This window comes from Virgibacillus sp. NKC19-16 (assembly GCF_021560035.1).
In the GTDB taxonomy this organism is placed as follows: Bacteria; Bacillota; Bacilli; order Bacillales; family Amphibacillaceae; genus Virgibacillus_L; species Virgibacillus_L salidurans.
Map to the genome: position 1 here is coordinate 1363287 of NZ_CP074373.1, position 23443 is coordinate 1386729.

Genomic DNA, 23443 nt, shown 5'->3' on the forward strand with positions numbered 1-23443 from the left:
CATAATTCGATATACTACTAATATGGTCTTTTTTAAAGGATTTTTTTATCAAATGTAGAATTAATGAAGTAGAGCGAAATAAAGGAGGAATATGTTTTGGCTAAAACGTCAAAGGAATTACCAAAACGCAGTGAATTACCTGAAGAATCCACATGGGACTTAGAGGCTATTTTTGCAACAGATGAAAAGTGGGAAGAAGAGTTAAAGAAACTGAAGGCGGATATTCCGGAAATTGAGAAATATCAAGGAAAGCTTTCTGAATCAGCTCAGAACTTGTACGGGCTGTTTCAGCTGCAGGATGAGCTTTCAATGCGGCTTGGGAAGCTGTTTACATATGCGCATATGCGTTATGATCAGGATACAACAAATTCATTTTACCAAGCACTTAACGCAAAAGCTGAGAATGTGCTGACACTAGCTTCCAGTTCGATGAGCTTTATTGTACCGGAAATACTTGAGATGGATGAGGCGACAATAAAAGGTTTTCTTGAAGAAAAGCAGGAATTACAAGCATACCAAAAGACGTTGGATGAAATTAATCGTCAGCGCCCCCATATATTAAGCCAGCGTGAAGAGGCATTACTGGCAGAAGCATCCGAGCCGTTGTCAAACGCGGCGCAAACGTTCAGCATGCTCAATAATGCTGATCTAAGCTTCCCATCCATTACAAATGATGATGGGGAAGAGGTCGACTTGACGCAGGGGAGATATATTGGATTTCTGGAATCAGAAAATCGTGATGTTCGTAAGGAAGCTTTTAAGGCAATGTATGATACGTATGGAGAATTTATCAATACATTTGCCTCCACCCTAAGTGGTAATTTGAAGACGAATAATTTTAATGCTAAAATCCGTAATTATGCATCAGCTAGAGAAGCAGCACTTGATGATAATCATATCCCAGAACAAGTGTATGATAATCTGGTTGAGGCTGTTAATGAAAAATTACCATTGCTTCACCGCTACGTGGCATTGCGGAAAAAGGTGTTAGAGTTGGATGACGTGCATATGTATGACATGTATACACCACTTGTCAAGGATGTCGATATGAAAATACCTTATGAAAAAGCACAGCAATATGTGCTGGAAGGTTTAGCCCCCCTTGGAGATGAATATGTGGACATTGTAAAAGAGGGCTATGAAAATCGCTGGATTGATGTTGAAGAGAATAAAGGGAAGCGCAGTGGTGCCTATTCATCAGGAACATACGGGACAAATCCATACATTCTGTTGAACTGGCAGGACAGTTTGAATGACACGTTTACCCTAGCACATGAGCTCGGACATTCTGTGCATAGCTATTATTCGAGAAAAACGCAGGACTTCCGTTATGGAAATTACTCGATTTTTGTAGCAGAGGTGGCGTCAACAACTAATGAGGCTTTGTTAAATGACTATCTGTTAAAGAATCTTGATGATGAGAAACAGAAGCTCTATTTGCTCAATCATTATCTAGAGGGCTTTCGTGGTACCGTATTCCGTCAAACCATGTTTGCTGAATTTGAGCATGATATTCATAAACGCTTGCAGGACGGGCAAGCGCTAACTGCGGAAAAACTAACGGAAATTTACTACGACTTAAATAAAAAATACTTCGGTGATGATGTTGTCTCAGATGAAGAAATTGGCTTGGAATGGGCAAGAATCCCACATTTTTATATGAATTATTATGTGTATCAATATGCAACAGGGTATTCGGCTGCAACATCGCTTGCGAATCAAATACTTTCAGGAAAAGATGGTGCAGTAGACCGTTATATTAACTTCTTGAAAGCAGGAAGTAGTGAATATCCAATTGAAATATTGAAGAAAGCCGGTGTGGATATGACATCTAAACAGCCGATTTTAGATGCCATGGATGTCTTTGAGGAAAAGCTAAACGAGTTGGAAATATTACTGCTAAAATAAATAAAAAACAGGATGATCAAATGATCATCCTGTTTTTTATTTATAGATACTTGAGCCTATCCTCTTTATCCTCTCACTTTAGTGAAACCCGGGCGCTTTTCCATTTTATGCCCACGATACATTCGCCTGTTTGTGAATGAATAAATGGTTAAATAAAGGCTTAAAAATAATAAAGGTAACGTAATGTACAACGGAATGATTTGCATGAGACCAAAGATATTTAGAACAAGAGCAAATATGGTAAGCAATAAGAAGAAAAAGGGAAGTAGACGCTGCATTTCACTCAACTCCTATCCATTTCATCGTAGCTTGTAACATTATATGTGTCTTTATTTGGAATAGAAGTGACATTTTTGTGAAACTATGCACAAACTATTGATTCTAATCGATTTTACTGGTATATTTAATTTGTAAGATAAACACAAACAAAACCCCTTTGTTTGATCATGAAACTTTCTCCCATCCCCCTTTGTATCTTACAAAGAGAGAGAATGAAAGGATACACGCTGCCCCGTGTATCCTTTATTTTTTGCTCGTTGAATGTTGCGCTCAGACTTATCAGCGTCCCGCTTTGCTAACCTTTGCACCACTCAGTCCGATATGCACAAAAAATAAGCCCTTAAAAAACAAAGGCTTATAGTTCACCTGATATATTTCCAGAAAGACCCATACTTTACAGGAATTCTTTCTACTTTTTGTGTTAATTGCAGTTTTTTCATTTCTTTTTCTGTTTTTGCAACTGTCCAGTCATAGACGACCGAAATCTCCTTGTTGCCAACAACACCGTAAAAGGATAGGAAGTCCTCCAATGGCGGTTTTTCAGAAGGGATAGGCTCTTTTTGCAGCATTTCTGCTAAAACAAGCACATAAATGTCATATGGATAAAGTCCGGATATTTTAATACCTTCTTGCTCAACGATTTGATTGAAGAAGACAATGGTTGGAATATAGTCTACTTCCATTTCTTTTGTTAATTTCAAATCAAGCTGTAGTGCTTTTTTGGCTGAGTCTGAATATAAATCTTCCTTAAATTCATTTATATCCAGTTTAGCTTCCCTTGCGCATTGGAATAAAACATCTTCTTCAGATATATTCTGTTTCTTAAGGAATAAGTTTTCCTGTACTCTGCGGAGAAAAATTCTCCCAGACTTTTTCCCTTGAAGCTCTGCAGCCTTTATTGCCAATGATGCAATCCATGGAAAAGAAACAGGGTTTTCGATCCATAAATCACCATCACAGCTCATACCGGTTCGTTTCGCCGTTTTTTCCCATATTGCCCTTAGCTTTCTTGGCTTATCAAATGGATCTTTATTTAGCGTATTTAATTGTCCGCTTACGATTGGGCGAATTGTGAAAAATCTCCCATATTCAATTGACAGTTTTTTTAAGTATGGTTCTAAAGACCAGCATTCCGGGCAAAGAGGATCAACAAAGACATAAATCTCAATGGGCTTTTGTACAAAATCAAAAAAGCTGTAATTAGCCGATGTGTTTGTCTGTTTTGAGCTTCTGAGCCCAGTTTGATTCCAACTCACATCGATTCTCCTTTCTCTTATTCCGGTGTGTTCATCATGTGGTTTGCTGTCAAGCTTAACTTTTCAAATATAGCTGTACGATAGGGTTCTTCTATTTCAGACGCGTGTAGTGCCTCTTCCATACATGCAAGCCAGGCATCTCTTCTTGCCGGCGTTATTGGAAAAGGTAAATGGCGTCTTCGCATCATTGGATGACCGCGCTCTTCGGAATAAAGCTTAGGCCCTCCGAAAAATTGAGTTAAAAATAATCGCTGCTTTCTGGCTGTTTCGGTTAAATCATCAGGGAAAATAGGGATCAATAACGGATGTTGGCCGACACGTTTATAAAATGAAGTTACAAGTTTATCTATTTGATTAAAGCCACCAATAGCTTCGAATAGACTTCCGTGTTCAATCTGCATTACAAATTCTCCTTGCTGGTTTGTATATTATATTGTAGCAACAGAGCGACCTGGGAGCAACTTATCTGATTTTCCTACTCACAATATTGTTTGAAAAAATCGTTCAATTTTATTTGGGGTGTCCCTTTTTTGTATATTATGTTCTTTTAGCAAAGTTTCGAATGCTTCTATACCAATTTCCTGAGATGCTGCTTCCACTTCCAGCTCATAGTCTTCCCTGCCATTGAATGTACTATAGTCTAGTACAATAACTATGTCCTTGTCCTCTAATTCATGCCGTTTTGTTGTCAAACTTCCATAATAATGAAGGTTTTCCGGGGGAATAGCTTTATTTTTCAATTGCTTTGTCGTATTCGTTTTTGCAATGATATTTCCTTGTATCCAATCGTCTGCTTCCTTTTCTGTTAATGAATCATGCGTTTCAAGCAGCCCATCTTTGTGAGGTTCTTTTAAGGTTAACTGATACACACCGTCTTTTTCCCTTATTCTTAGAGCGCATCCATTTTTGTTCAATGCAAAATCAGTTGTTTCAAAATAATAATTTGTTTGCGTTTTGCTATATTCAGGAAAAGGTAAGTTGTATAATAGACGATCATACTCATCTTTCGTTAGTAAATTTTTATATTCAATTTCAATTTCTTGTGTCATTATTAGATCTCCTCGTAAATTAATGCATAATAGGCTATTTCTAAAAGATTGTTGATTTCGACGCATAAGATATAGATTGCGACGTAAGTGCTTGTTGATTTCCGCTCCGGACCGTTGCGCACCTTAGGGCACGGCTTCAGCCTCCTCGCGGAAGACCACCGCTGCGGGGTCTTCAGACACGTGCTTTTCCCGCAGGAGTCAACGGTCCTCCGCTCCAATCAACTATCAAAAGTGGATATCTGTAGCTGGATTTTAATAGGCACAACACCAGCGAAGGAAATACATGGAGACTCCTGCGGGAGCTAAAGGCTACGGTGAGACCCCGCAGAGCGTAGCTCGAGGAGGCTCATCAGCCGCCCGCGGAAAGCGGAATGTATTTCCGTAGCGGTGGGTAAAAGCATCAATCTTAATTGCAAGTTACATCGCAGTTTCTTTCAACTGCGAAGTTTTAAAAGCAATAATACTTATGAAAAGAGCCTAGGCATAATAGGCTAGTATTGATTATGGACAAAAATAGGAGCATATGCAATGATTAGCCATTTTCATTTGTTATGGTAAAATGGGTTTGATATGAATGATAGGCGGTGATGATTTGAATTGGAACGCGATACTTGCGCCATATGCACAAGTTGTTGAAGAATTGAAAGTGAAATTAAAAGGAATGCGGAGACAATTTGAATATGAACCCAGTGATTCACCGATTGAATTTGTTACAGGCAGGGTAAAACCGGTTGCCAGCATATTGGAAAAAGCTGAAGTGAGACAAATACCACTGGAAAATATAGAAAGAGATATGCAGGATATCGCGGGAGTTCGTGTAGTCTGTCAATTCGTCGATGATATATATACCATAGTTACGATGCTTCGGACACGAAATGATTTAGCTATTATTGAAGAAAAAGATTATGTATCCGAAAAGAAAGATAGTGGTTATCGCTCGTATCACATGATTATCGAATACCCGGTTGAAACAATTATGGGAGTTAAAATGATAATTGCGGAGATTCAAATACGCACATTGGCAATGAACTTTTGGGCGACAAATGAACATTCCTTAAATTATAAATACAGAGGAAGAATACCCAAAGAAGTCAAGGAAAGATTGCAGCGTGCTGCAGAAGCGGCTTTTAAATTAGATGAAGAAATGTCCAAAATTAAAAATGAAGTACAGGAAGCAAAACGAATTTTCCATCGGAAGTAAGTAAAAGTCAAGAAACGAAGGGGAGGGGAGTAAATGAAATTTAAAATTGTATCAAAAGGTGACGACAAATCCAATGCGATTAAAGCAACAATGAAGCAATATCTAACCGAGTTTCATTTAGAATATGACAGGAAAGAACCGGATATTGTCATTTCAGTCGGTGGGGATGGAACATTTCTTGAGGCCTTTCACAGATATGTACATCGCTTGGAATCGACTGCTTTTATTGGTGTACATACAGGACACTTGGGCTTTTATGCGGATTGGACACCGGAGGAAGTCGAGAAATTAATTATTGAGATTGCAAAGACACCATATCAGATTGTGGAATATCCATTATTGGAAGTAATTATACGTCCCAAATCAGGTGGAAAAGAAGATCGTTTTCTTGCCTTGAACGAAACGATGATTAAGACGACAGAAGGCTCGGTTGTATTTGATGTAAAAATAAAGGGAGAACATTTCGAAACGTTTCGTGGGGATGGTTTATGTGTCTCAACGCCTTCAGGAAGCACCGCATACAATAAAGCGCTTGGTGGAGGAATCATCCATCCATCACTTGAAGCGATACAGCTTACCGAAATGGCCTCCATAAATAATCGTGTTTTCCGAACGATCGGTTCACCATTAATTTTGCCAAAGCATCATACTGCATTACTTGAGCCGATGGTTGACAGGAGCTTCCTAATCGCGATTGATCATTTTACAGCAAATTTCACGAATGTAAAATCCATTCAATGCCGAGTGGCAAAAGAAAGGGTGCGATTTGCACGATTCAGGCCTTTTCCATTTTGGAACAGGGTACGAGATTCATTCGTAGCAGACGATGACAATTCGATATGAGCGGAAATGAATTGAAGTGGATCATTAATCATGAACATGACGGCATGATTATACGTGATTATTTGCGAATGTACCAAGGGTTTTCAAGAAGAATGATAAAAACAATAAAATTTGATGGTGGTAAAATTTTAGTCAATGGATCTATGAAAAATGTGCGTTATTGTTTATCAGCTGGCGATCGCTTGCATGTACAATTTCCTGAAGAGATGATTGGAAATAATATAAAACCGGAAGTAATGGAGCTTATAATTGTATATGAAGATGATTATATCATCGTAATTGACAAGCCTGCTGGAATTCCGACCCTTCCATCTATTAATCACCCGTCAGGTACGATTGCAAATGGATTGTTAGGTTATTATAATAAGAACAACATCCCTTACACGGTCCATATTGTTACAAGGCTCGATATGGATACATCCGGACTTGTTTTAATAGCAAAGCATCAATTAAGTCATTCATTGCTTTCTGCTTCCCACAAATCCGGAAAAGTGAAACGGAAATATAAAGCCGTTATCGAAGGGCATCTCACGAAGAAAGAAGGGACGATAGATGCCCCTATTGTACGGAAAGAAAATTCGATAATTGAACGTACAGTAACAGAGGCAGGGAAAAGAGCAGTGACGCATTACAAGGTGATTTGCGAGTACCTGAATCATTCTTTGATCGAGATCGAATTGGACACAGGCAGGACGCATCAAATCCGTGTACACTTTTCCAATTTTGCCCATCCGATTGCCGGAGATGATTTGTATGGCGGATCTACAGAAAAAATAGCACGGCAGGCATTGCATTGTTTTGAGCTTAGCGTGGAACATCCATCGACAAAGGAAATCATGTTATTTCATGCACCCCTTTTAAAGGACATGAAAAGGCTGATTAAAATGGAAAGGACTTAAATTTATCTGCCACATAGGCTTGTTTTGAGGGAACGGCTACTATTTTTTCTTCGGGCAAGCGAAAGGCGCTTAACGCATTACCGAATACACAACCTGTATCGATGTTAATCGTTTTGTTTACGATTCGCGGTTTCATAACAGGGGTGTGTCCGTACACGACCCATCTGCTGCCATGATAATCCTGCGCCCAGTCTCCGCGTATAGGACGGCCATTCTCGTCAAAATTACCAGTAACATCACCATAAAGAACAAAGCTTTCTACTTTTTTATCTGTTCGCCCAATATAGGATTCTTTTATCCCGGCATGTGCTACAATTGCCTGCACTTCAGGAAGCTGCAGGTAGAGAGGGGCTTGCTCAACCAAAGTCATGAACTTTGTTTTTATAAGCTCCTGTTCACTTTTGCCAAGAGCTTTGTATTCTGCGACAGTTGTCTCCAGACCGTGGCGTACTTGAACATTGTTTCCCAGGAAGTAACGATATAACTTATTGCAATGGTTTCCAGGTACATATTTTCCTTTATTGTGTACGATGACCATATCATACACAAGCTTGATAACCTGAAGCGAAGCAGGGCCTCTGTCGGTGATGTCACCTAGAAACACAGGAATTCTTGCATCAGGATGGATGTAAATCGTATCCTGTTTCTGATAGCCTAATGTTTTAAATAGTTTATGCAACTCATTTATACAGCCATGTACATCACCAATAACATCTATTTTCATCATATATTTCCACCTTGTTTTGTTTTTAGAAGGATCGGGTAATTCTAACCCCGATTAAAATAAGTGTATGATTAAAGTGTACATGATTTTAGATCATTTTTCTTGCCTGAAAGGATGTGATTAAATGGAATCCAAAGAAAACGATGATATAAAGTATGGGGAACATTGGAAAAAGCTGCAAATAGCATTAAAAAATGAGCAAATGACAGATTTTCGTGTTGAATTTCTGGATTTACATCCATATGATCAAGCAGTGTTTTTTTTCGAACAAGAAAAAGAAATTCGTCTGCAAATATATACCTATTTATCTCCAGAAGAAATAGCAGAAATTATGGAAAACATGGAGTTAGACGATACGAAAATATTTTTCGCGGAGATGGATCCACGCTTCGCATCGATGGTATTAGCGGAAATGGCAGCAGATAACGCTGTGGATATACTAAATGAACTGGACAAAGATCAGGTGGCTAGCTTCTTAACAATTATGGACAAAGCTTCCGCAGATGAAATTAAACAATTGCTTCATTATGAAGAGAAAACAGCCGGAAGTATCATGACGACTGAATTTATAGCCATTATGAAAACGAAGACGGTTAAACAAGCCATGCATCAATTAAAAGAGGAGGCCCCGGACGCAGAAACAATTTATTATCTCTATATTTTGGATGAAGATAAGCGTTTAGTCGGTGTGCTCTCCTTACGTGATTTAATTATAGCAGAGGATGATGTCCGTATTGAAGCGGTGATGAGTGAGAAAATTGTCTCCGTATCAGTGGGGAAAGATCAAGAAGAGGTTGCGCAAATGATTCGGGATTATGATTTTCTTGCACTTCCGGTTGTTGATTTTCAAAATCATTTACTTGGCATTATTACCGTTGACGATATTCTGGACGTTATGGAAGAGGAAGCAAGCGAAGACTATTCCAGGCTGGCAGCTGTAGCTGATACAGACAGTCGTTATGACAGTGCGTTTAATTCAGCAAAAAAGCGCCTCCCATGGCTGGTTATCCTATTATTTTTAGGCATGTTTACCGCAAGTCTAATCGGACAATTTGAGGCTACCCTTGATCAAGTTGCCGTATTAGCTATATTTATTCCATTAATTGCCGGGATGGCTGGAAATACAGGTACCCAGGCTTTAGCAGTCGCTGTACGAGGACTTGCAACTGGTGACTATGGAAAACAGAAGAAAGCCAAACTGATTTTACGTGAAGCGACTACTGGATTGATCACCGGTACGGTATGTGGAATCGTGATTACAATCGTTATTTATTTGTGGCAGGGTGATATATTTTTAGGTTTATTAGTAGGCATTTCTATTATGGCAACACTCATTGTAGCCACATTAGCAGGATCATTAATCCCGATGTTAATACACCGTTTTAAAATTGACCCGGCCGTAGCATCAGGGCCGTTTATCACAACGATCAATGACATTATTTCCATTTTGATTTATTTCGGCATGGCAACAGCGTTTATGGATTATTTGATTTGAAATGGAGGAAGCACCTCTTTAGGGAGGTGCTTTTTTGCTCACACCTACACCATGAACACATTTCAAATCCTGGGTTCATATAATAAGTTGACGCATTTTATAAAGGAGAGATTATCGAATGGGAAAGAAGAAATTTGCGAAGGATCCATTGTTATACATTCATCAGCCATCTGCACAAACACCAAAAGCACCGATGCAGCATAACTATACGTCACCTCAAAGAAGGCGAAATAAGGAAGTAGATGCTTATGCAGCAACTCCAAAGGCACAATCTGTTCTGAAAAAGCCACTGAATCGAAGTTTTTACAAGGAAGAAGCACTTTATTCTGATGAAATGGAATCTGAAACTGAAACAAACGAAAGTGAAGAAGATAATGATGATGAAGTAATAGTGGATGAAGAAAAAGACGAAAAAAAATTTAAGGATATGACATTGAAAGAGAAGGTCGCTTATTTTGTAGACACCCCGGAGTATGCACCGAAATTAAGGTGTGAAGTTAAAACGGAGAAAAGGAGCTACCGTGGTGTAATTACGGACTCAAAAGATGATGATGTATTTATTCGAATAGGTAAGCGTGCCTCCAGTACGGCAGTTCCAATGGAAGAAATCATATCGATTCGATTGTTAGGTTTTTAATAAAAAATACACCAGGGAAAGGGGGAAAGGCTCCTCCTTTTCAATGGTGTATTTTTTATACAATCATTACTGCCTTATTTATTAAAGTGCGTTTATTGCTGGCAGACAAGTAACATGACAGAAGCAATCGAGATCTACAGTCATGCAGATTCCAGTGGCAAGTAATGGTTTAGTATCTTGCTCACACGGGCTTTTAGGATCTCTGTTTCCATCTTTCGGATCTCTTAATAGTTCAAGTGTTGCACAGCAATCTTTTGTTACTTTTTTCACCCTAAAGTAGAAGCTGGATGTTATGTCACCAATATCGTTCGGGTTAGCACCATATCCTTTAAATGGTTTGCAACCATCTTTACAATATAAGATGACTGGTACTGTATCCAAACCGTTATTATTTTCTGATTCACCTAGCAAATCGTTGATCGATTGTTCGCAACTTGTGTCACAGCAATTCTCTACGACATCACTCTGTGCCTCCGAAATCTCTCTTAAAATATCACATACACAGTTACCTGTGCCATAATCTTTTCCACAACCCATGAATTATAACCCCTTCCAAAGTGTATTGACTTAGTTGTCTTTAATAGAATATGTGTTAAGGCATGGATTGTGTGGGCGTTCAACTTATTTATCAAGATATTTAACCAACTATCTTTACGGGCGGATGACCACACCTAGTGTAACAAAATAACATAGACTAATAACGATCGATATTAGTTGGAGGAGTGATTCAAGTGTCTGATAAAAAACAAGTTATCCATGTTAAAGATTTAGTGATTAAAGCGGATAACGTCCATATTGTACGACCACGTCATGAACGCCGTGACCCATTCTTCTTCGGGCCGAGAGGTGAACGCACAGAAAATGTAGAATCATCAGACCATAAAGACGATGATGATAAAGAAGAAAGCAGTGAAAATAAGCCTGAACGAAGGCCCTTCTGGTTTTAAACATCATTTCAGCCACTTTTCTTCATTATAAATAAGAAAAGTGGCATATTTTTCTTAAAATAGGGTATAGTTAAATGAATATGAAAATGCCCTTTTAAAAGTCTTTTCCAAAGGATGATTACGATGGGATATATTTTACCGGTAACACATTACCAATATAATGATTATCAAAACCGTATCAATGAAGACAGGCGGAGGTTTCCCAATTATGTGGAGAAGACATTTAAAGTAGTATTAGAAAAGCAACATCAGGAAATAAAAAAGGAATATGAACGATTTCATCATTCGTATCAAAGTGATCAGCCGCAACATCCCATGCCTAAATATCCACGTTCTGAGCAACTGTATGGAAAGATCACAGGGAAAGGGCAGCACTTTAGTGAAAGTGTATAGATGTCCACGCAGTCACGCCAGGATGAAGCGAGCGTTTAGACATCATATTTATCATGATTTCGATTTACAAATGGTAATACGAACAGCTTTTTATCCTTCGTATATTCTGCATAAAACACGTCTTCAGCAGTGTTGAAATCCTGCTCTTTTAGTTGTTCCAGTAGCCATTCTTCGTTGAGATTCTTTTCCTTGAGATTATCATAAATAATTTCCCCATCATTGATAAGGGTTGTAGGGAGTTTGACCTCTTGTGGTGATACATTAATATCGCCCTTTGTAGGAGTTTGAAAAGCCGACTTTCGCAACACAGATACTGTCCCATTTACTTCCAGGATGGCATATTCTACCTCTTGAATAGAGAAAACATCTTTCCCACGCAGTAAATTTTTCAGCTGATTAACATCAAGTTTATTCTTTTTCATGGTATCACGAATTAATTTACCATTGTAAATAACAATCGCTGGACTTCCTTCTATTAGTGCACGAGTTCTTTTAAATTTTTGTGTGATTATTTCTGTAATGTATAATAAAACTGCCCATAAAGTAACCACGAATGCTATTTCAGGTATGCCGGCTTTCTCGTCAAATAATGCATTACCAACAAGTTCCCCTAAAATCAGGCCTGCAATAAAATCAAATGGGGTTAATTGTGAAATCTGTGTTTTTCCTAGTATTTTTGTCACTAAAAATAAGGCAAAGAAACCAAATAAGGTATCCCAAAGCATTGGTAAATAATCTTGCATTGCTGCGCCCCCTTTTAACATTTTCATTTTAGCTTTACCAAAGAGCATAGAAGTCATTCATTTTAGGACAGCAAAAAAAGAGCCCGTTATGTTGTATAACGAACTCTTTTTTCGCGTTTAGCAAGGGGATTTCGTATCCTATTTAGTCGACCTAATTGTTAGGGTAAATGCTTAATCATGGTTACATGCGGAATACCTGCATCCATAAATTCACCGGATATAACTTCATAGCCTAAGTGCTGGTAAAAATTCACTGCATGTGTTTGTGCGTTCAATTTTGATTTAGCATAGCCTTTGTTTGAAATTATCTCTTCCATTTTATCGATGATCTCTGTCCCATGTGATTTGCCACGGTGATTTTTTAATACACAAATTCGCTCGAGTTTTCCGTAATTGTCAACAAACCGAAGACGGCTGGCTGCAATCGGCTTCTCATCCTCATACCCAATAAAGTGGAGACATGTTTTGTCATGGTCATCCACTTCCTCTTCAGGAGGCACTTTTTGTTCATCAACAAATACGGTCATACGAACATGATAGGCATGATCAATATCTTTATTTGTTTCTGCTATTTTAATATTCACACGTATTCCTTCCCAAATACAAATGTTTCATGCACCGACCAGGAGCCATTATCCAGCTGATACAACAATTGAAAACGGTCAATTTCATCATCAAACTGGATCTTTTTCATTTTCAGGCTGCCAAATACATCGGAATATTCATCATCAGCGAGCTCTTGTGCGACTGTAATATGGGGAACAAAGGAATACGACTGATTTTCAGGAAACTTACCTTGCTGCATCTTTTCATTTAGATCGATAAGTTCTTGAATCGGTTCTACTTTTAAATAAATCGTGTTTGTCACAGGGTAGAATGTACTGACTTTGTTCACATTAATCGTAAAAGGTTCAAACTCGTTTGCTATATGTTTCAGCTCTGTCACCAGTTCTTCGATTTGTTTATCATCCGCCTCAAAAGATTCCTTCAACGTAATATGTGGTGGTACTAAATCATAACGAGGATCATAGCGCATTCGATATGAATTTGCTTCATCTTGAACTGATTTTGATGGAAAAATAGCGATACCGTATTTCATCATTTAAACCTCCTATAATAGTAATGGTTATTTCGTGTCTCACGCTATATGATGGATATGGTTGCTCGTGTGGTTTCTATTTTAATATCGGTTATATTTTATTATAACAGAAATTCCTATTAAATAGGAAGGTTATTTTTTCAAGTTTTCTAAAATTCATTGAAAATTAGCCGCCAAACATGGATGTTAACACACGTTTCATGTCCTTTTGCCAATACTTCCAAGTGTGCTGGCCTTCTTCTAATTCATGATACGTATAACACGCTCCTTTTTCCTGCAAGAGCTTCTTTAATTGTCGGTTCGGTGTTAAAAAATCAACTTTGCCATCATCTGTCGTATCTACTGCGGTTTCCTCTGTACCAATGGTATGATATATATCAATGGAATAGATATCCTTCGCGTTTTCAACTGCATCTAGTACCTCTTCATCAACTAAAGGGGATTGCATGATTACTTTACCGAATGTGTTCGGATATTTTAGTGCTGTCATAAATGCCAATGTACCGGCAAGGGAATCACCCATTAATGCACGTGACTTTCCCATATGGTATGTAGGAAGTTCCCTGTCCAGTAAAGGAACAACCTCATTTACCAGGAACTTGATGTAAGCCGCGTTTTGCTCCCCGCTTGGATGATATTTTTCTTTGCGATCATATCTATTCTGGTAATGAATGCCCACTAGTACCGTATTCGTTATTTCCTCACTATCATGCAACCGGTCACTAAGTGTTGCAATTCTTCCCATCTGATAATAATCATCTCCGTCTTGCATAATACAAATATGATACTTGTATAGGGGAGAAAATGATTCAGGCTGATACAATTTCAATGTCATCGTTTCATGTAAATAGTCACTCTTTATTTCTTTTTCGATCATGGTACCTTTTCTGCCCATTACAAACACCTCGATTAGAGTAGGATTTTTCCAGTTTTTTGGCTGGACGTATTTAATTTGATTATAGGGGTATTAATTCGCTTTTTCTAATAATTGGCCTTTGTATAATTGATAATAGCGCCCGCGCTGACTAATCAACTCTTCATGGTTGCCTTTTTCAATGATTTCCCCATGCTCCATCATAACAATTGTATCCGCTTCTTGAATCGTATTCAAACGGTGAGCAATAACAAAGCTGGTTCTTCCAAGCATTAGCCGTTTTAAAGCTTCTTGTATTTTCAATTCTGTAATGGTATCAATGTTACTAGTAGCCTCATCCAGCACAAGAATTTTCGGTTCCGCGAGCAATGCCCTGGCAATTGTTAACAGCTGTTTCTGACCCTGGCTGATTCCACTGCCTTCCTGGTCAAGAACCGTGTCGTATCCATCTAACAGCTTATTTATGAATTCATGCGCGTTTGCATTCTTAGCGGCATGAATGACATCCTCGTCTGTTGCATCCAAACGACCATACCGAATATTTTCCCGGATCGTGGTATGAAACAGGAAAGAATCCTGCAATACAAATGCCATATGTTGCCTTAGGCTGGAGCGTTTGATGTCTTTCAAATCAATTCCATCGAGTGCTATTTTTCCACTGTCATAGTTATAGAAGCGAGAGATCAAATTGATGATTGTCGTTTTTCCTGCGCCGGTATGTCCGACAAAAGCAATTGTTTCGTCGGGACGCGCTTCAAAGCTAATATTTTTTAAAATAGGTGTTTCTTCATAGGCGAAGGACACGTTGTCAAATGTAACATGACCATTCGTTGAAGAAAGTGTTTTTGCCGCGTTTTCATCGGTTTCTTCCTGCGTCTCATCAATGACATTAAATACACGCTCCGCACCCGCAATCGCAGAAAGCAGCACATTAAACTGATTGGAAAGTTCGTTCAGGGGACGGGTGAATTGACGTGCATATTCGGTGAAAATAACGATGACCCCAATTGTCACAAGCGTTGTATTAATGGCAAGAATACCACCAACAAGTGCGATTAAACCAAAGCTTAGAAAGTTTAACATATTCATGACTTTTGGAATAAATCCCGCAATGGTTTGTGCCCAAAATCCTGTATTTTTGAGCTTGTTATTTCTTTCCTCGAATGCTTCAATAACCTGTTCTTCCTGGGAGAAAGTTTTTACAACATGCTGGCCTGAAACAACTTCCTCTACATAGCCATTTACATCCCCAATATCTTTCTGCTGCAATTTATACAGGGGACCGGTACGTTTCGTGATCCACCGTATGGCGTAAAGCATTGCCGGTATAATCGACATAGTTACGGCAGTTAATATGGGACTAAGATACAGCATGACAATAATCGTTCCTACAAGCGTTAACACACTCGAAAAAATTTGGATAACTGATTGGTTTAGTGTGTTGTTCACATTATCGATGTCATTCGTTAAGCGGCTCATTAATTCGCCGTGCTGCCGTTTATCAAAATAGGATATCGGCAAACGATGAAACTGCTGGAATAAGTCCGCTCGTAAGGAGTAAACCGTATTTTGTGCAACACCCACCATCCAAAAGTTTTGCAGGAAAATGGATAGCGAGTGGAACAGGTAAACAAAAATGAGCCCCACTAGCAACATACCAAGCCCTGCACTTTCCTGGGTAACGATATAGTCATCGATCGCCATACCAACCATAAATGGACCGAGAAGCGCTAATCCGGAGCTGGCCATTACCATAAATATGACAAGGGTCAGCTTACGTTTTTCTCTAGCTAAATAGCTCCATATACGCTTGATGGTTCCACTCACGTCTTTCGCTTTTCGTTGATTATCTGTCGTAACATCGTCTAATGAAACTTTTTTATATTGAAAAGGGGCTTTTAATGGATTACTTGACATTGGCATACTCCTTTCCAAATTGTGACTCCACAATTTTGCGATAGAGGTCGGATTGTTTCATTAATTCCTCATGGGAGCCGATGTTGAGAACTTCCCCGTCATCTAGTAGTAAAATGCGGTCTGCGCTCCTTGCTGTAGATACTTTTTGCGTAACGATTAATGTCGTGCACTGATAAGGCTGGATAGCTTCAAGCAGCCGTGATTCTGTGGCTAGATCCAGTGCACTCGTACTATCATCAAGCATTAAAATTTTTGGATTACGGATGAGCGCACGGGCAATGGAAATACGCTGTTTTTGCCCACCGGATAAGTTAACCCCTTTTTGACCGACTCTTGTTTCATATTGATCAGGTAGCTCCATAATCGTTTCATGAATCTGCGCATCTTTTGCAGAACGGATGATGTCCTGAAATGTAGCATCCTTTTTACCCCATGCAATATTATCCTTGATTGTCCCGGTAAAAAGAAGCGGGCTTTGTGGGACATAACCAATACTGCCGCGAAGTTTATCTAATAGATAGGAAGAAATTCGCTTCCCATCAATAAAAATTTCCCCACTGTCTAAATCATAAAGTCGGGGCAGAAGCTGAAACAAGGATGTTTTTCCAGATCCTGTGGCCCCAATAATGGCAAGTTTTTCACCTGGGTGTAGCGTGAATGAGATATCTGTTAAAGTCCCCTCATCTGCCCCCGGGTAGCTGAAGGATACATGCTGATACTCCACTTTGCCGTCCGTAACGGCTCGTCTTTGATCTATATCTTGTTGATCCTGCAGGTCCACATCCAATGTAAACACCTCATCCAAACGTCCGGCCGAGGCTTTTGTGCGTGATAATGCCATAATGATAAAGGAAAACATGGAGATGGACATGGATACACGCAATGCGTAGTTGACAATTGTCACAACCTCACCAACAGAAGTTTGGCCGGCGAACGCTTGTGCATTTCCAAACCAGATGATGAAAATAAGGCTTAGGTTCATAACAAACAACAATACAGGCATGGAAGCTTCAACAAATCGAAAGGTTGTTTTGGTTGTGTTTGCCAAATCGCTGTTTGCCTTAATAAACCGATTCTCCTCAAATCCGCGCCTGACAAATGCTTTAATCAACCGCATCCCGGCAAGGTTCTCCTGCATAACGCGATTCACATTATCCACATTACCTTGTACCTTCTTAAACATTTTACCAGCGAATTTAAGTACCCATAAAAGAAACAGAATAAGAAGCGGTACGGTAACTAGAAAGACCACTGCAAGTTTGGCATTTACAATAAATGCCATCACAACCCCACCCAATACAAGTAAAGGTGCCTTTGCCATAATGCGTAGAGCCATAAATAAGGTATTTTGAATTTGCCGCACGTCATTCGTAAACCTTGTCACAAGCGCGGAAGTTGGATATTGATTCAGGTTTCGGAAAGAAAAGTCTTGAATCTTTTCAAACAATTTCTGTCGGATATCATAGCCAAAAGCAAAACTTACATGGGCCGAATAAAACGAATTAAAAATTCCAGCTATTAAAGCAATAAATGCGAGACCGATCATAATTGCGCCCCACATAAGAATATTATTTAAATCCTGATTCATCACACCTTGATTAATCATTAATCCGAGGAAAAGGGGAAGTAGTAATTCCACTGCAAGTTCCACAAGCATTAATGTATAAGCCATGATGATCGGAAGTTTATAGGCTTTCAAATGAGATAAAGTCTTCACAAGTAACCTCCATCAAAGTTAAGCAATTTTTCACCATTATAATTGGTAAACAGGATTTTTTCCAGTTTTTATTTCGAGGGACGAAGTGTTTTTATGGGTGCGGGAGAATGAAAAGAGGGGGACGCTGATAAAAATATGTTATCTCGAGATATAAGCGAGGAATTTTTTTATTGACAGAAATTGTTTCATTATATATAGTAAATAGTGTTGATAGTTTCATATTCCGATTCCGTAGCTTAGGGAATTCTATATTCTATGAGCCGTTAGTTCAGCGGGAGAATACTTGCTTGACAGGCAAGGGGTCACTGGTTCAAATCCAGTACGGCTCATTTTATTTTAACGAAAAACACTCTATTTTTCTGTATAAACTTACAGATGAATGGGGTGTTTTTGCGTTCATAAACATATCGATAGAATCAAAAATATTGATTAATTAGAACTAGGCCCATATAATTAAATTGTAGACAATATTTGACAACAAAGAAGGGGCGATGAAAAATGACATTTCCTGTACTAGAAGACAAAGTAGCAATTGTAACAGGCGCAGCAATGGGAATGGGCCTTGCAACTGCCAAACTTTTTGCAGATGCTAAAGCAAAAGTGGTTATTGCAGATTTAAATGAAGAAAAAGGACAAGCAGCTGTTTCTGAAATTGAAGAAAATGGAGGAACGGCATTTTTTGTTAAAGTTGATATTTCTAAATCAGACCAAGTACAAAACCTAATTAATGCTACGGTTGAAAAATATGGCCGTCTTGATGTAGCTGTTAATAATGCTGCTTTAACTCCAGATGATAAGCCAGCAGCAGAGTTTGATGAAGATTATTGGGATAAGCTAATGTCAATTGACCTCAAAGGAACAGCATTATCTATGAAATATGAACTACAACAGATGATTAAGCAAGGTGACGGTGGATCTATCATTAACATTTCATCAGTAAGCGGATTCCGTCCTCAGCCAGATAATATTGCTTATGTTGCAGCTAAACACGGTGTAGTAGGAATGACCAAGGTTGCTGCGCTGGAAAATGGTGACAAAAATATTCGTGTGAATTCTGTAGCTCCAGGTGCGATCGATACACCAATGCTTCGTGGAGCTTTGGAGCAGTTCGGGTATACTGCAGAAGAATACGCACCACAGCTTAGTCTGTTAAATCGATTTGGAAAAGCTGAAGAAATTGCAGAGGCAAGCCTATGGTTAGCTTCCGATCAGTCCTCTTATATCACTGGAACAACTATACATGCTGATGCTGGATACACAAGTCGTTAAGCGTTAGCTAATGATGAAACAGCTCATTTTTCTGTGCTATTCACAGAAGAATGGGCTGTTTTTATATCTCCACTTGATAAATGGGTCTATCTCGGAGGACGGTTTTGTCGATACTTTTTATCGTCTTTCATGGCGTTCAACTCTTCTTTGTTCTTATTTTTTGTCTTTTCTTTTTTTCCTTTTGGCATATGAAACCCTCTTTTCTTTGTTGATTAGCTTTGCAATTAAACGTTCCTTTATATTTTGAACGAATCTGCTGAAAAAATGCATACAGCCAACTTACATTAGTAATGATTGAACAAATAAGAATCTTGGTTATGGATACACTAAAATTGATGAAGGAAACAATTTATAGGAGGTTCTTTTCATGTCCGAACAAAACAAAAATCGTAATAAAGATAAGGGCAATCAAAGAAATGTCATTAAATATGATACTTCACCAAAAAACGAGAAAAACGACGCAGAGTTTGCAGGCGACAGTGAGTTTCTTAATTTAGATAATAAAAGAAATAAAAGAAAACGATAAATAGATGAAGCTGTAGCGCGTTTCCAGAGGCAATGCGCTACAGTGTCTTGCTTCTGCTCGTTTTCTAGAATTCCTTTGAAGAAACAGGCAAAAATAGCTTAATTCCTCGTTTACTAAACGGAAGCAGTTTACTGTCCGCAATTAAATGACTGATATAGCCTGCCAGGCAGGTGTAGAAAATGCCATTAATGCCGAGGGACACTTCCAATTCAGAAACAATGATTCCGAAGAAAATAACACCAACTATCGAATGGGTATAGCTGCGATGCGAAACGAAAGACGCGATTAAAATATAAATTCCAAATAGCATCATCCAGGTTTCCTGTAAGGAGGATCCTCCTGCAATGACCCCGATTCCTGTGATGGTTAACATATGCTTTTGCTTGATGGATGAGGATAAGATAATCATTCCCAGGCCGATACCGATTCCCAAGTACCTATCAGTACTGGCTCCCTCGTAAAAACTATATAAAACCATCAGAATCCCGATCAACAATGCAACAGTTTGAATCACCTTATGGGATAGCGTGATTTTGTCCCGAAGCTTCCCATCAATGTCGAGGTCGGGAATTAATCCTGAAACTCCTCCAAGTCCAACGAAAAGGAGTGTTGTTGAAGGTGTGGCATGAAAAGTGTTCGCTACGATAAATCCTGTTGCTGCTCCAATTGCCGCATGTCCTGTACCATTCACGTTTAATTCCACCTCTTTTAAAAAATTTATAGTATGTGCAAACGCACTGTTTTATTTTACAACAAAATATGCGTTCTGTTTAGAGGTGATTTGGAATTTATTGTATCTCGTTTTGCAAATGTTGATTATACTCCATCTTCATCCTCTCTTTTCCAGTTATAACTGATTGTATATAAGTCATAATAAGATAAAGGAGTGATTACATGGCTGAACAATCTCAATTTCGTGCTGGACAAAAAGCACCGAACAATGGAATTTATATTGAAAGTGGTGAAACAGGCAGTAATGTGAATGATCCGCAACAAGTAAAACTGGAAGCCGGTGAAAAATTTCCGGAGAACGCCAATCAGGATCGTGTATGGATTAATCAGCGGGACCTAAATAAACCTGGTGTTCAAGGGAGGAGTAATAACTAGTGGTTGGGCAACACCAATACTAGGTCCTTTATTTATACAATTTCTATTTAACATACCCCAAAACGACCTCCACTTTCGATTGTAGTAATGAAATATAGTTTCTAAACAATTTGTGTACTGTTTATCTACTATAACTACAATCGAAATTATTCAGGTTTTTGGGGTATTGCAATGTATGTTCAAATAATTTCAAGTTCGGTCTATTCGATACTTTTGATAACTTCTAATATTAGAAAATAAATAAATTTCTAAATATTTAAACAAATTATCTGTTTATTAAGGTGTTAAGGGGGAATTTGATTCTTATAAATAAAATGAAATAAAAAATAACGCATAGGTTAGCTGAAAAAAACAACTCCCCATATACGTTATTTCTATTCTTATGTGATTAAACAGGTTTTACGTAATTGAAGCATCGTAGATTTTCTTAACGGAATCTTTTAACAATGCATTGAATTCTTCATCTGATTGATTGGCATTTAAAGGTTCGGATAAAGCTCTTGAGAAGCTTGCGATCAGACCTTGATTTGCTGCTAATTTTTCATTTGCTTCTTCAAGTGGGTAACCACCGGAAAGTGCTACAACTCTTATAACTCTTGGATGCTCAATTAATTCTTTGTAGAAGTTATCTACGGTTGGAATGGAAATTTTTATCATTACATTTTCATTTTCACTTAATTTATCCAACTGCTTTACCATTTCATCTTTTAAGATTTCTTCGGATTTTTCTTTGTCTTTACTATTAATATCTACTTCTGGTTCGATAATTGGGACTAAGCCAGCAGCAAGAATTTGTTTACCTGTTTCAAATTGTTGGTCAACAACCTTTTTAATACCTTCAGGGTTTGCTTCTTTAATAACAGAACGCATTTTAGTACCAAAAATATTTCTTTCATTTGCTCTTTTTAACAATGCATCTAAGCCAGGGTTAGGCTTCATTAATTGAACGCCTTCAGCTTCTTCTGCCAGTCCTTTATCGACTTTTAAGAAAGGAACGATACCTTCTTTTTCCCATAAGTAATCTGCAGAAAAAAGGCCTTCAATTTTATTGTCCATTGTTTGTTCGAATAAAATAGCACCGAGAATAGAATCAGAACTGAAAGCAGGGGAGGTAATAATACGTGTTCTCATTTTATGAACGAGATCAAACATTTCCTCCTCAGTGGAATATGAATCTTCTGGAATGCCATATAGCGCTAAAGCTTTTGGTGTACTACCGCCACTTTGATCGAGTGCCGCGATAAATCCCTTACCATTTTTAATGAAGTCTAGTTGTTCGTCTTGCATTATTCCAACTCCTTATCTATTTTGTGAAAGTCAATGATTGATAAAAACCAAAACAAAAGTATCCTTTCGTACATATTGTACCAGTTGTTTGTTCAAAAGTAAAAAGAACCTATTGAATTTGGTGAGAAAAGTTATATATTGTCAGGTGTGTCAATAGCCGGTTAGGTAATTTTGAAATCAGCATAGATCAAACTATTTTGGTTGAAATAAGCTACATGAGAATCAGTAGCGCTTTCCCAAATATAAACCGTTACATTTGTAACTACCGACCCCAATAAGGGCTTGCTATAATAGTTTATATAACGAAGATGATTTGGAGGATATTATATGTTAATAGCAGAGATGAGCAACATTGTGAAGAGATATGGAAGCTCGAGGGTGCTTGATCATGTTGATATTGTCATTGAAGACGGTGAAATTCTAGGACTACTTGGACCGAACGGGGCAGGGAAAACAACGCTGATTCATGCTTTGGCAGGTTTGATTAAAATAGATTCAGGTGATATTAGCGTATTTGATAAAAAGCTACAACGGAACTTAAGCAGCATCAAGTCTAAAATAGGACTCGTGACGCAGGAAGTTACGGTATTTGAGGATTTGACAGCAAAAGAGAATCTGGAATTCTTTGGAGGGATATATGGTTTACGCGGTGCAGAATTAAAAAAACGTGTGCAAGATACACTCTCCTTTGTTGGACTAACTGAACGAGCTAAGCAGCTTCCGACTAAGTTCTCCGGGGGGATGAAGAGAAGATTGAATATAGCCTGTGCCTTGGTACATCAACCAAAGCTCCTCATTATGGATGAACCGACAGTCGGAATTGATCCTCAATCAAGAAATCATATTCTCGAATCCATCCGTAAGCTCCAGCAGCAGGGAACGACGATTCTTTATACAACGCATTATATAGAGGAAGTCCAGTCTATTGCTTCCAGAGTGGTGGTGATGGATCAAGGACACGTAATTGCAGAAGGAACCGTTGATGAGCTGGTAGAGAATATTCAATATGAAGAAAAAGTTCAATTGGAAGTGGAAGAGGGACCTGAGGAATTAGTAGAGCAGCTAGAGAAGATTAATGGAGTAAAACAGGTGATACGAGACGGGGATCAGTTTACGCTGATTTCACAAGCAGGATCAGGAAATCTGGATAGAGTACTAACGGTGGCTAAATCTTCCGGTGGTGTGAAGTCGATAAATGTGGAAAAACCTACCCTTGAAGATGTGTTCTTAACATTAACCGGAAAAACACTCCGTGATAGGGAGGATGATTAAT

At 38.5% G+C, this 23443-nt stretch carries 26 protein-coding genes and 1 tRNA gene; 13 read left to right on the forward strand and 14 right to left on the reverse strand.

Features of this window, described 5'->3' with window-relative positions:
- The first annotated feature begins 96 nt into the window (after positions 1-96).
- Positions 97-1908, forward strand: a complete 1812-nt coding sequence (gene pepF / locus KFZ58_RS07140; protein ID WP_235794107.1) for an oligoendopeptidase F — start codon at positions 97-99, stop codon at positions 1906-1908.
- Between the two features lie 65 nt (positions 1909-1973).
- On the opposite strand, the gene KFZ58_RS07145 is transcribed toward pepF, so the two are convergent.
- From KFZ58_RS07145 to KFZ58_RS07160, 4 genes are all read right to left on the reverse strand, one after another.
- Positions 1974-2186, reverse strand: a complete 213-nt coding sequence (locus tag KFZ58_RS07145) for a hypothetical protein (protein WP_235794108.1) — start codon at positions 2184-2186, stop codon at positions 1974-1976.
- 363 nt (positions 2187-2549) lie between these two features.
- Entirely contained in the window at positions 2550-3443 is an 894-nt protein-coding gene (locus KFZ58_RS07150) for a ClpXP adapter SpxH family protein (protein WP_304956823.1), read from the reverse strand.
- Positions 3444-3460: 17 nt separating this feature from the next.
- On the reverse strand, positions 3461-3844 hold the full coding sequence (locus KFZ58_RS07155; protein ID WP_235794109.1) for a globin domain-containing protein: 384 nt from the start codon (positions 3842-3844) through the stop codon (positions 3461-3463).
- Between the two features lie 78 nt (positions 3845-3922).
- The gene (locus KFZ58_RS07160; protein WP_235794110.1) at positions 3923-4492 is read right to left on the reverse strand and encodes a CYTH domain-containing protein; all 570 of its coding nucleotides are present in this window, start codon (positions 4490-4492) and stop codon (positions 3923-3925) included.
- A gap of 592 nt (positions 4493-5084) precedes the next feature.
- Here KFZ58_RS07160 and yjbM point away from each other — a divergent pair.
- The 3 genes from yjbM to KFZ58_RS07175 are packed head-to-tail and all read left to right on the forward strand — an operon-like array spanning position 5085 to position 7435.
- Positions 5085-5693: a GTP diphosphokinase gene (gene yjbM, locus KFZ58_RS07165; RefSeq protein ID WP_304956830.1), complete on the forward strand. Its 609-nt coding sequence runs from the start codon at positions 5085-5087 to the stop codon at positions 5691-5693.
- A 33-nt stretch (positions 5694-5726) separates the two neighbouring features.
- A complete protein-coding gene (locus KFZ58_RS07170; protein WP_235794112.1) occupies positions 5727-6536 on the forward strand; it encodes an NAD kinase in 810 nt (269 codons plus the stop codon).
- Positions 6533-7435: an RluA family pseudouridine synthase gene (locus KFZ58_RS07175; RefSeq protein ID WP_235794113.1), complete on the forward strand. Its 903-nt coding sequence runs from the start codon at positions 6533-6535 to the stop codon at positions 7433-7435. Before KFZ58_RS07170 ends, KFZ58_RS07175 begins: the two co-directional genes overlap by 4 nt.
- On the opposite strand, the gene prpE is transcribed toward KFZ58_RS07175, so the two are convergent.
- Positions 7416-8159, reverse strand: coding sequence for a bis(5'-nucleosyl)-tetraphosphatase PrpE (gene prpE / locus KFZ58_RS07180; RefSeq protein WP_235794694.1), 744 nt, complete (start codon positions 8157-8159; stop codon positions 7416-7418). The two genes, KFZ58_RS07175 and prpE, sit on opposite strands and share 20 nt — an antisense overlap.
- A 124-nt stretch (positions 8160-8283) precedes the next feature.
- Here prpE and mgtE point away from each other — a divergent pair, with 124 nt between their 5' ends.
- Together mgtE and KFZ58_RS07190 are read left to right on the forward strand one after the other, a co-directional pair.
- A complete protein-coding gene (mgtE, locus tag KFZ58_RS07185) occupies positions 8284-9654 on the forward strand; it encodes a magnesium transporter (protein ID WP_235794114.1) in 1371 nt (456 codons plus the stop codon).
- Between the two features lie 118 nt (positions 9655-9772).
- Positions 9773-10291, forward strand: a complete 519-nt coding sequence (locus tag KFZ58_RS07190; protein WP_235794115.1) for a CotO family spore coat protein — start codon at positions 9773-9775, stop codon at positions 10289-10291.
- An 81-nt stretch (positions 10292-10372) separates the two neighbouring features.
- On the opposite strand, the gene KFZ58_RS07195 is transcribed toward KFZ58_RS07190, so the two are convergent.
- Complete coding sequence (locus KFZ58_RS07195) at positions 10373-10828, reverse strand: CotY/CotZ family spore coat protein (RefSeq protein WP_235794116.1); 456 nt, start codon at positions 10826-10828, stop codon at positions 10373-10375.
- Between the two features lie 194 nt (positions 10829-11022).
- Here KFZ58_RS07195 and KFZ58_RS07200 point away from each other — a divergent pair, with 194 nt between their 5' ends.
- Together KFZ58_RS07200 and KFZ58_RS07205 are read left to right on the forward strand one after the other, a co-directional pair.
- The gene (locus KFZ58_RS07200; protein ID WP_235794117.1) at positions 11023-11238 is read left to right on the forward strand and encodes a hypothetical protein; all 216 of its coding nucleotides are present in this window, start codon (positions 11023-11025) and stop codon (positions 11236-11238) included.
- A gap of 123 nt (positions 11239-11361) precedes the next feature.
- Positions 11362-11631: a hypothetical protein gene (locus KFZ58_RS07205; protein ID WP_235794118.1), complete on the forward strand. Its 270-nt coding sequence runs from the start codon at positions 11362-11364 to the stop codon at positions 11629-11631.
- A 35-nt stretch (positions 11632-11666) separates the two neighbouring features.
- Here KFZ58_RS07205 and KFZ58_RS07210 read toward each other — a convergent pair whose 3' ends face one another.
- The 6 genes from KFZ58_RS07210 to KFZ58_RS07235 form a co-directional block, all read right to left on the reverse strand.
- Positions 11667-12374 carry a DUF421 domain-containing protein gene (locus KFZ58_RS07210; RefSeq protein ID WP_235794119.1) on the reverse strand — a complete coding sequence of 236 codons (708 nt, stop codon included), beginning with the start codon at positions 12372-12374 and terminating at the stop codon, positions 11667-11669.
- A 158-nt stretch (positions 12375-12532) separates the two neighbouring features.
- Positions 12533-12958 (reverse strand): GNAT family N-acetyltransferase, encoded by a 426-nt coding sequence (locus tag KFZ58_RS07215; protein ID WP_235794120.1) that lies wholly within the window; start codon positions 12956-12958, stop codon positions 12533-12535.
- Positions 12955-13473: a YjcG family protein gene (locus KFZ58_RS07220; protein ID WP_235794121.1), complete on the reverse strand. Its 519-nt coding sequence runs from the start codon at positions 13471-13473 to the stop codon at positions 12955-12957. Before KFZ58_RS07220 ends, KFZ58_RS07215 begins: the two co-directional genes overlap by 4 nt.
- Positions 13474-13639: 166 nt before the next feature.
- Positions 13640-14368, reverse strand: coding sequence for an alpha/beta hydrolase (locus KFZ58_RS07225; RefSeq protein WP_235794122.1), 729 nt, complete (start codon positions 14366-14368; stop codon positions 13640-13642).
- Positions 14369-14440: 72 nt separating this feature from the next.
- Positions 14441-16264 carry an ABC transporter ATP-binding protein gene (locus KFZ58_RS07230; protein WP_235794123.1) on the reverse strand — a complete coding sequence of 608 codons (1824 nt, stop codon included), beginning with the start codon at positions 16262-16264 and terminating at the stop codon, positions 14441-14443.
- On the reverse strand, positions 16254-17936 hold the full coding sequence (locus KFZ58_RS07235) for an ABC transporter ATP-binding protein (RefSeq protein ID WP_235794695.1): 1683 nt from the start codon (positions 17934-17936) through the stop codon (positions 16254-16256). The genes KFZ58_RS07230 and KFZ58_RS07235 overlap by 11 nt, the downstream gene beginning before the upstream one ends.
- Before the next feature lie 302 nt (positions 17937-18238).
- On the opposite strand from KFZ58_RS07235, the gene KFZ58_RS07240 reads away from it, so the two are divergent.
- From KFZ58_RS07240 to KFZ58_RS07250, 3 genes are all read left to right on the forward strand, one after another.
- Positions 18239-18310, forward strand: a tRNA-Val gene (locus KFZ58_RS07240).
- Positions 18311-18479: 169 nt separating this feature from the next.
- Complete coding sequence (locus KFZ58_RS07245; protein WP_235794124.1) at positions 18480-19250, forward strand: SDR family NAD(P)-dependent oxidoreductase; 771 nt, start codon at positions 18480-18482, stop codon at positions 19248-19250.
- Positions 19251-19617: 367 nt separating this feature from the next.
- On the forward strand, positions 19618-19776 hold the full coding sequence (locus tag KFZ58_RS07250) for a hypothetical protein (RefSeq protein WP_235794125.1): 159 nt from the start codon (positions 19618-19620) through the stop codon (positions 19774-19776).
- Between the two features lie 64 nt (positions 19777-19840).
- Here KFZ58_RS07250 and KFZ58_RS07255 read toward each other — a convergent pair whose 3' ends face one another.
- On the reverse strand, positions 19841-20467 hold the full coding sequence (locus KFZ58_RS07255) for a metal-dependent hydrolase (RefSeq protein ID WP_235794126.1): 627 nt from the start codon (positions 20465-20467) through the stop codon (positions 19841-19843).
- A 203-nt stretch (positions 20468-20670) separates the two neighbouring features.
- Here KFZ58_RS07255 and KFZ58_RS07260 point away from each other — a divergent pair, with 203 nt between their 5' ends.
- Positions 20671-20883 carry a YjzC family protein gene (locus KFZ58_RS07260; protein WP_235794127.1) on the forward strand — a complete coding sequence of 71 codons (213 nt, stop codon included), beginning with the start codon at positions 20671-20673 and terminating at the stop codon, positions 20881-20883.
- Positions 20884-21282: 399 nt separating this feature from the next.
- Here the strand turns inward: KFZ58_RS07260 and KFZ58_RS07265 are convergent, their stop codons facing one another.
- On the reverse strand, positions 21283-22170 hold the full coding sequence (locus KFZ58_RS07265) for a fructose bisphosphate aldolase (RefSeq protein ID WP_235794128.1): 888 nt from the start codon (positions 22168-22170) through the stop codon (positions 21283-21285).
- Between the two features lie 327 nt (positions 22171-22497).
- On the opposite strand from KFZ58_RS07265, the gene KFZ58_RS07270 reads away from it, so the two are divergent.
- Positions 22498-23442 (forward strand): ABC transporter ATP-binding protein, encoded by a 945-nt coding sequence (locus KFZ58_RS07270; RefSeq protein ID WP_235794131.1) that lies wholly within the window; start codon positions 22498-22500, stop codon positions 23440-23442.
- Position 23443: the final 1 nt, after the last annotated feature.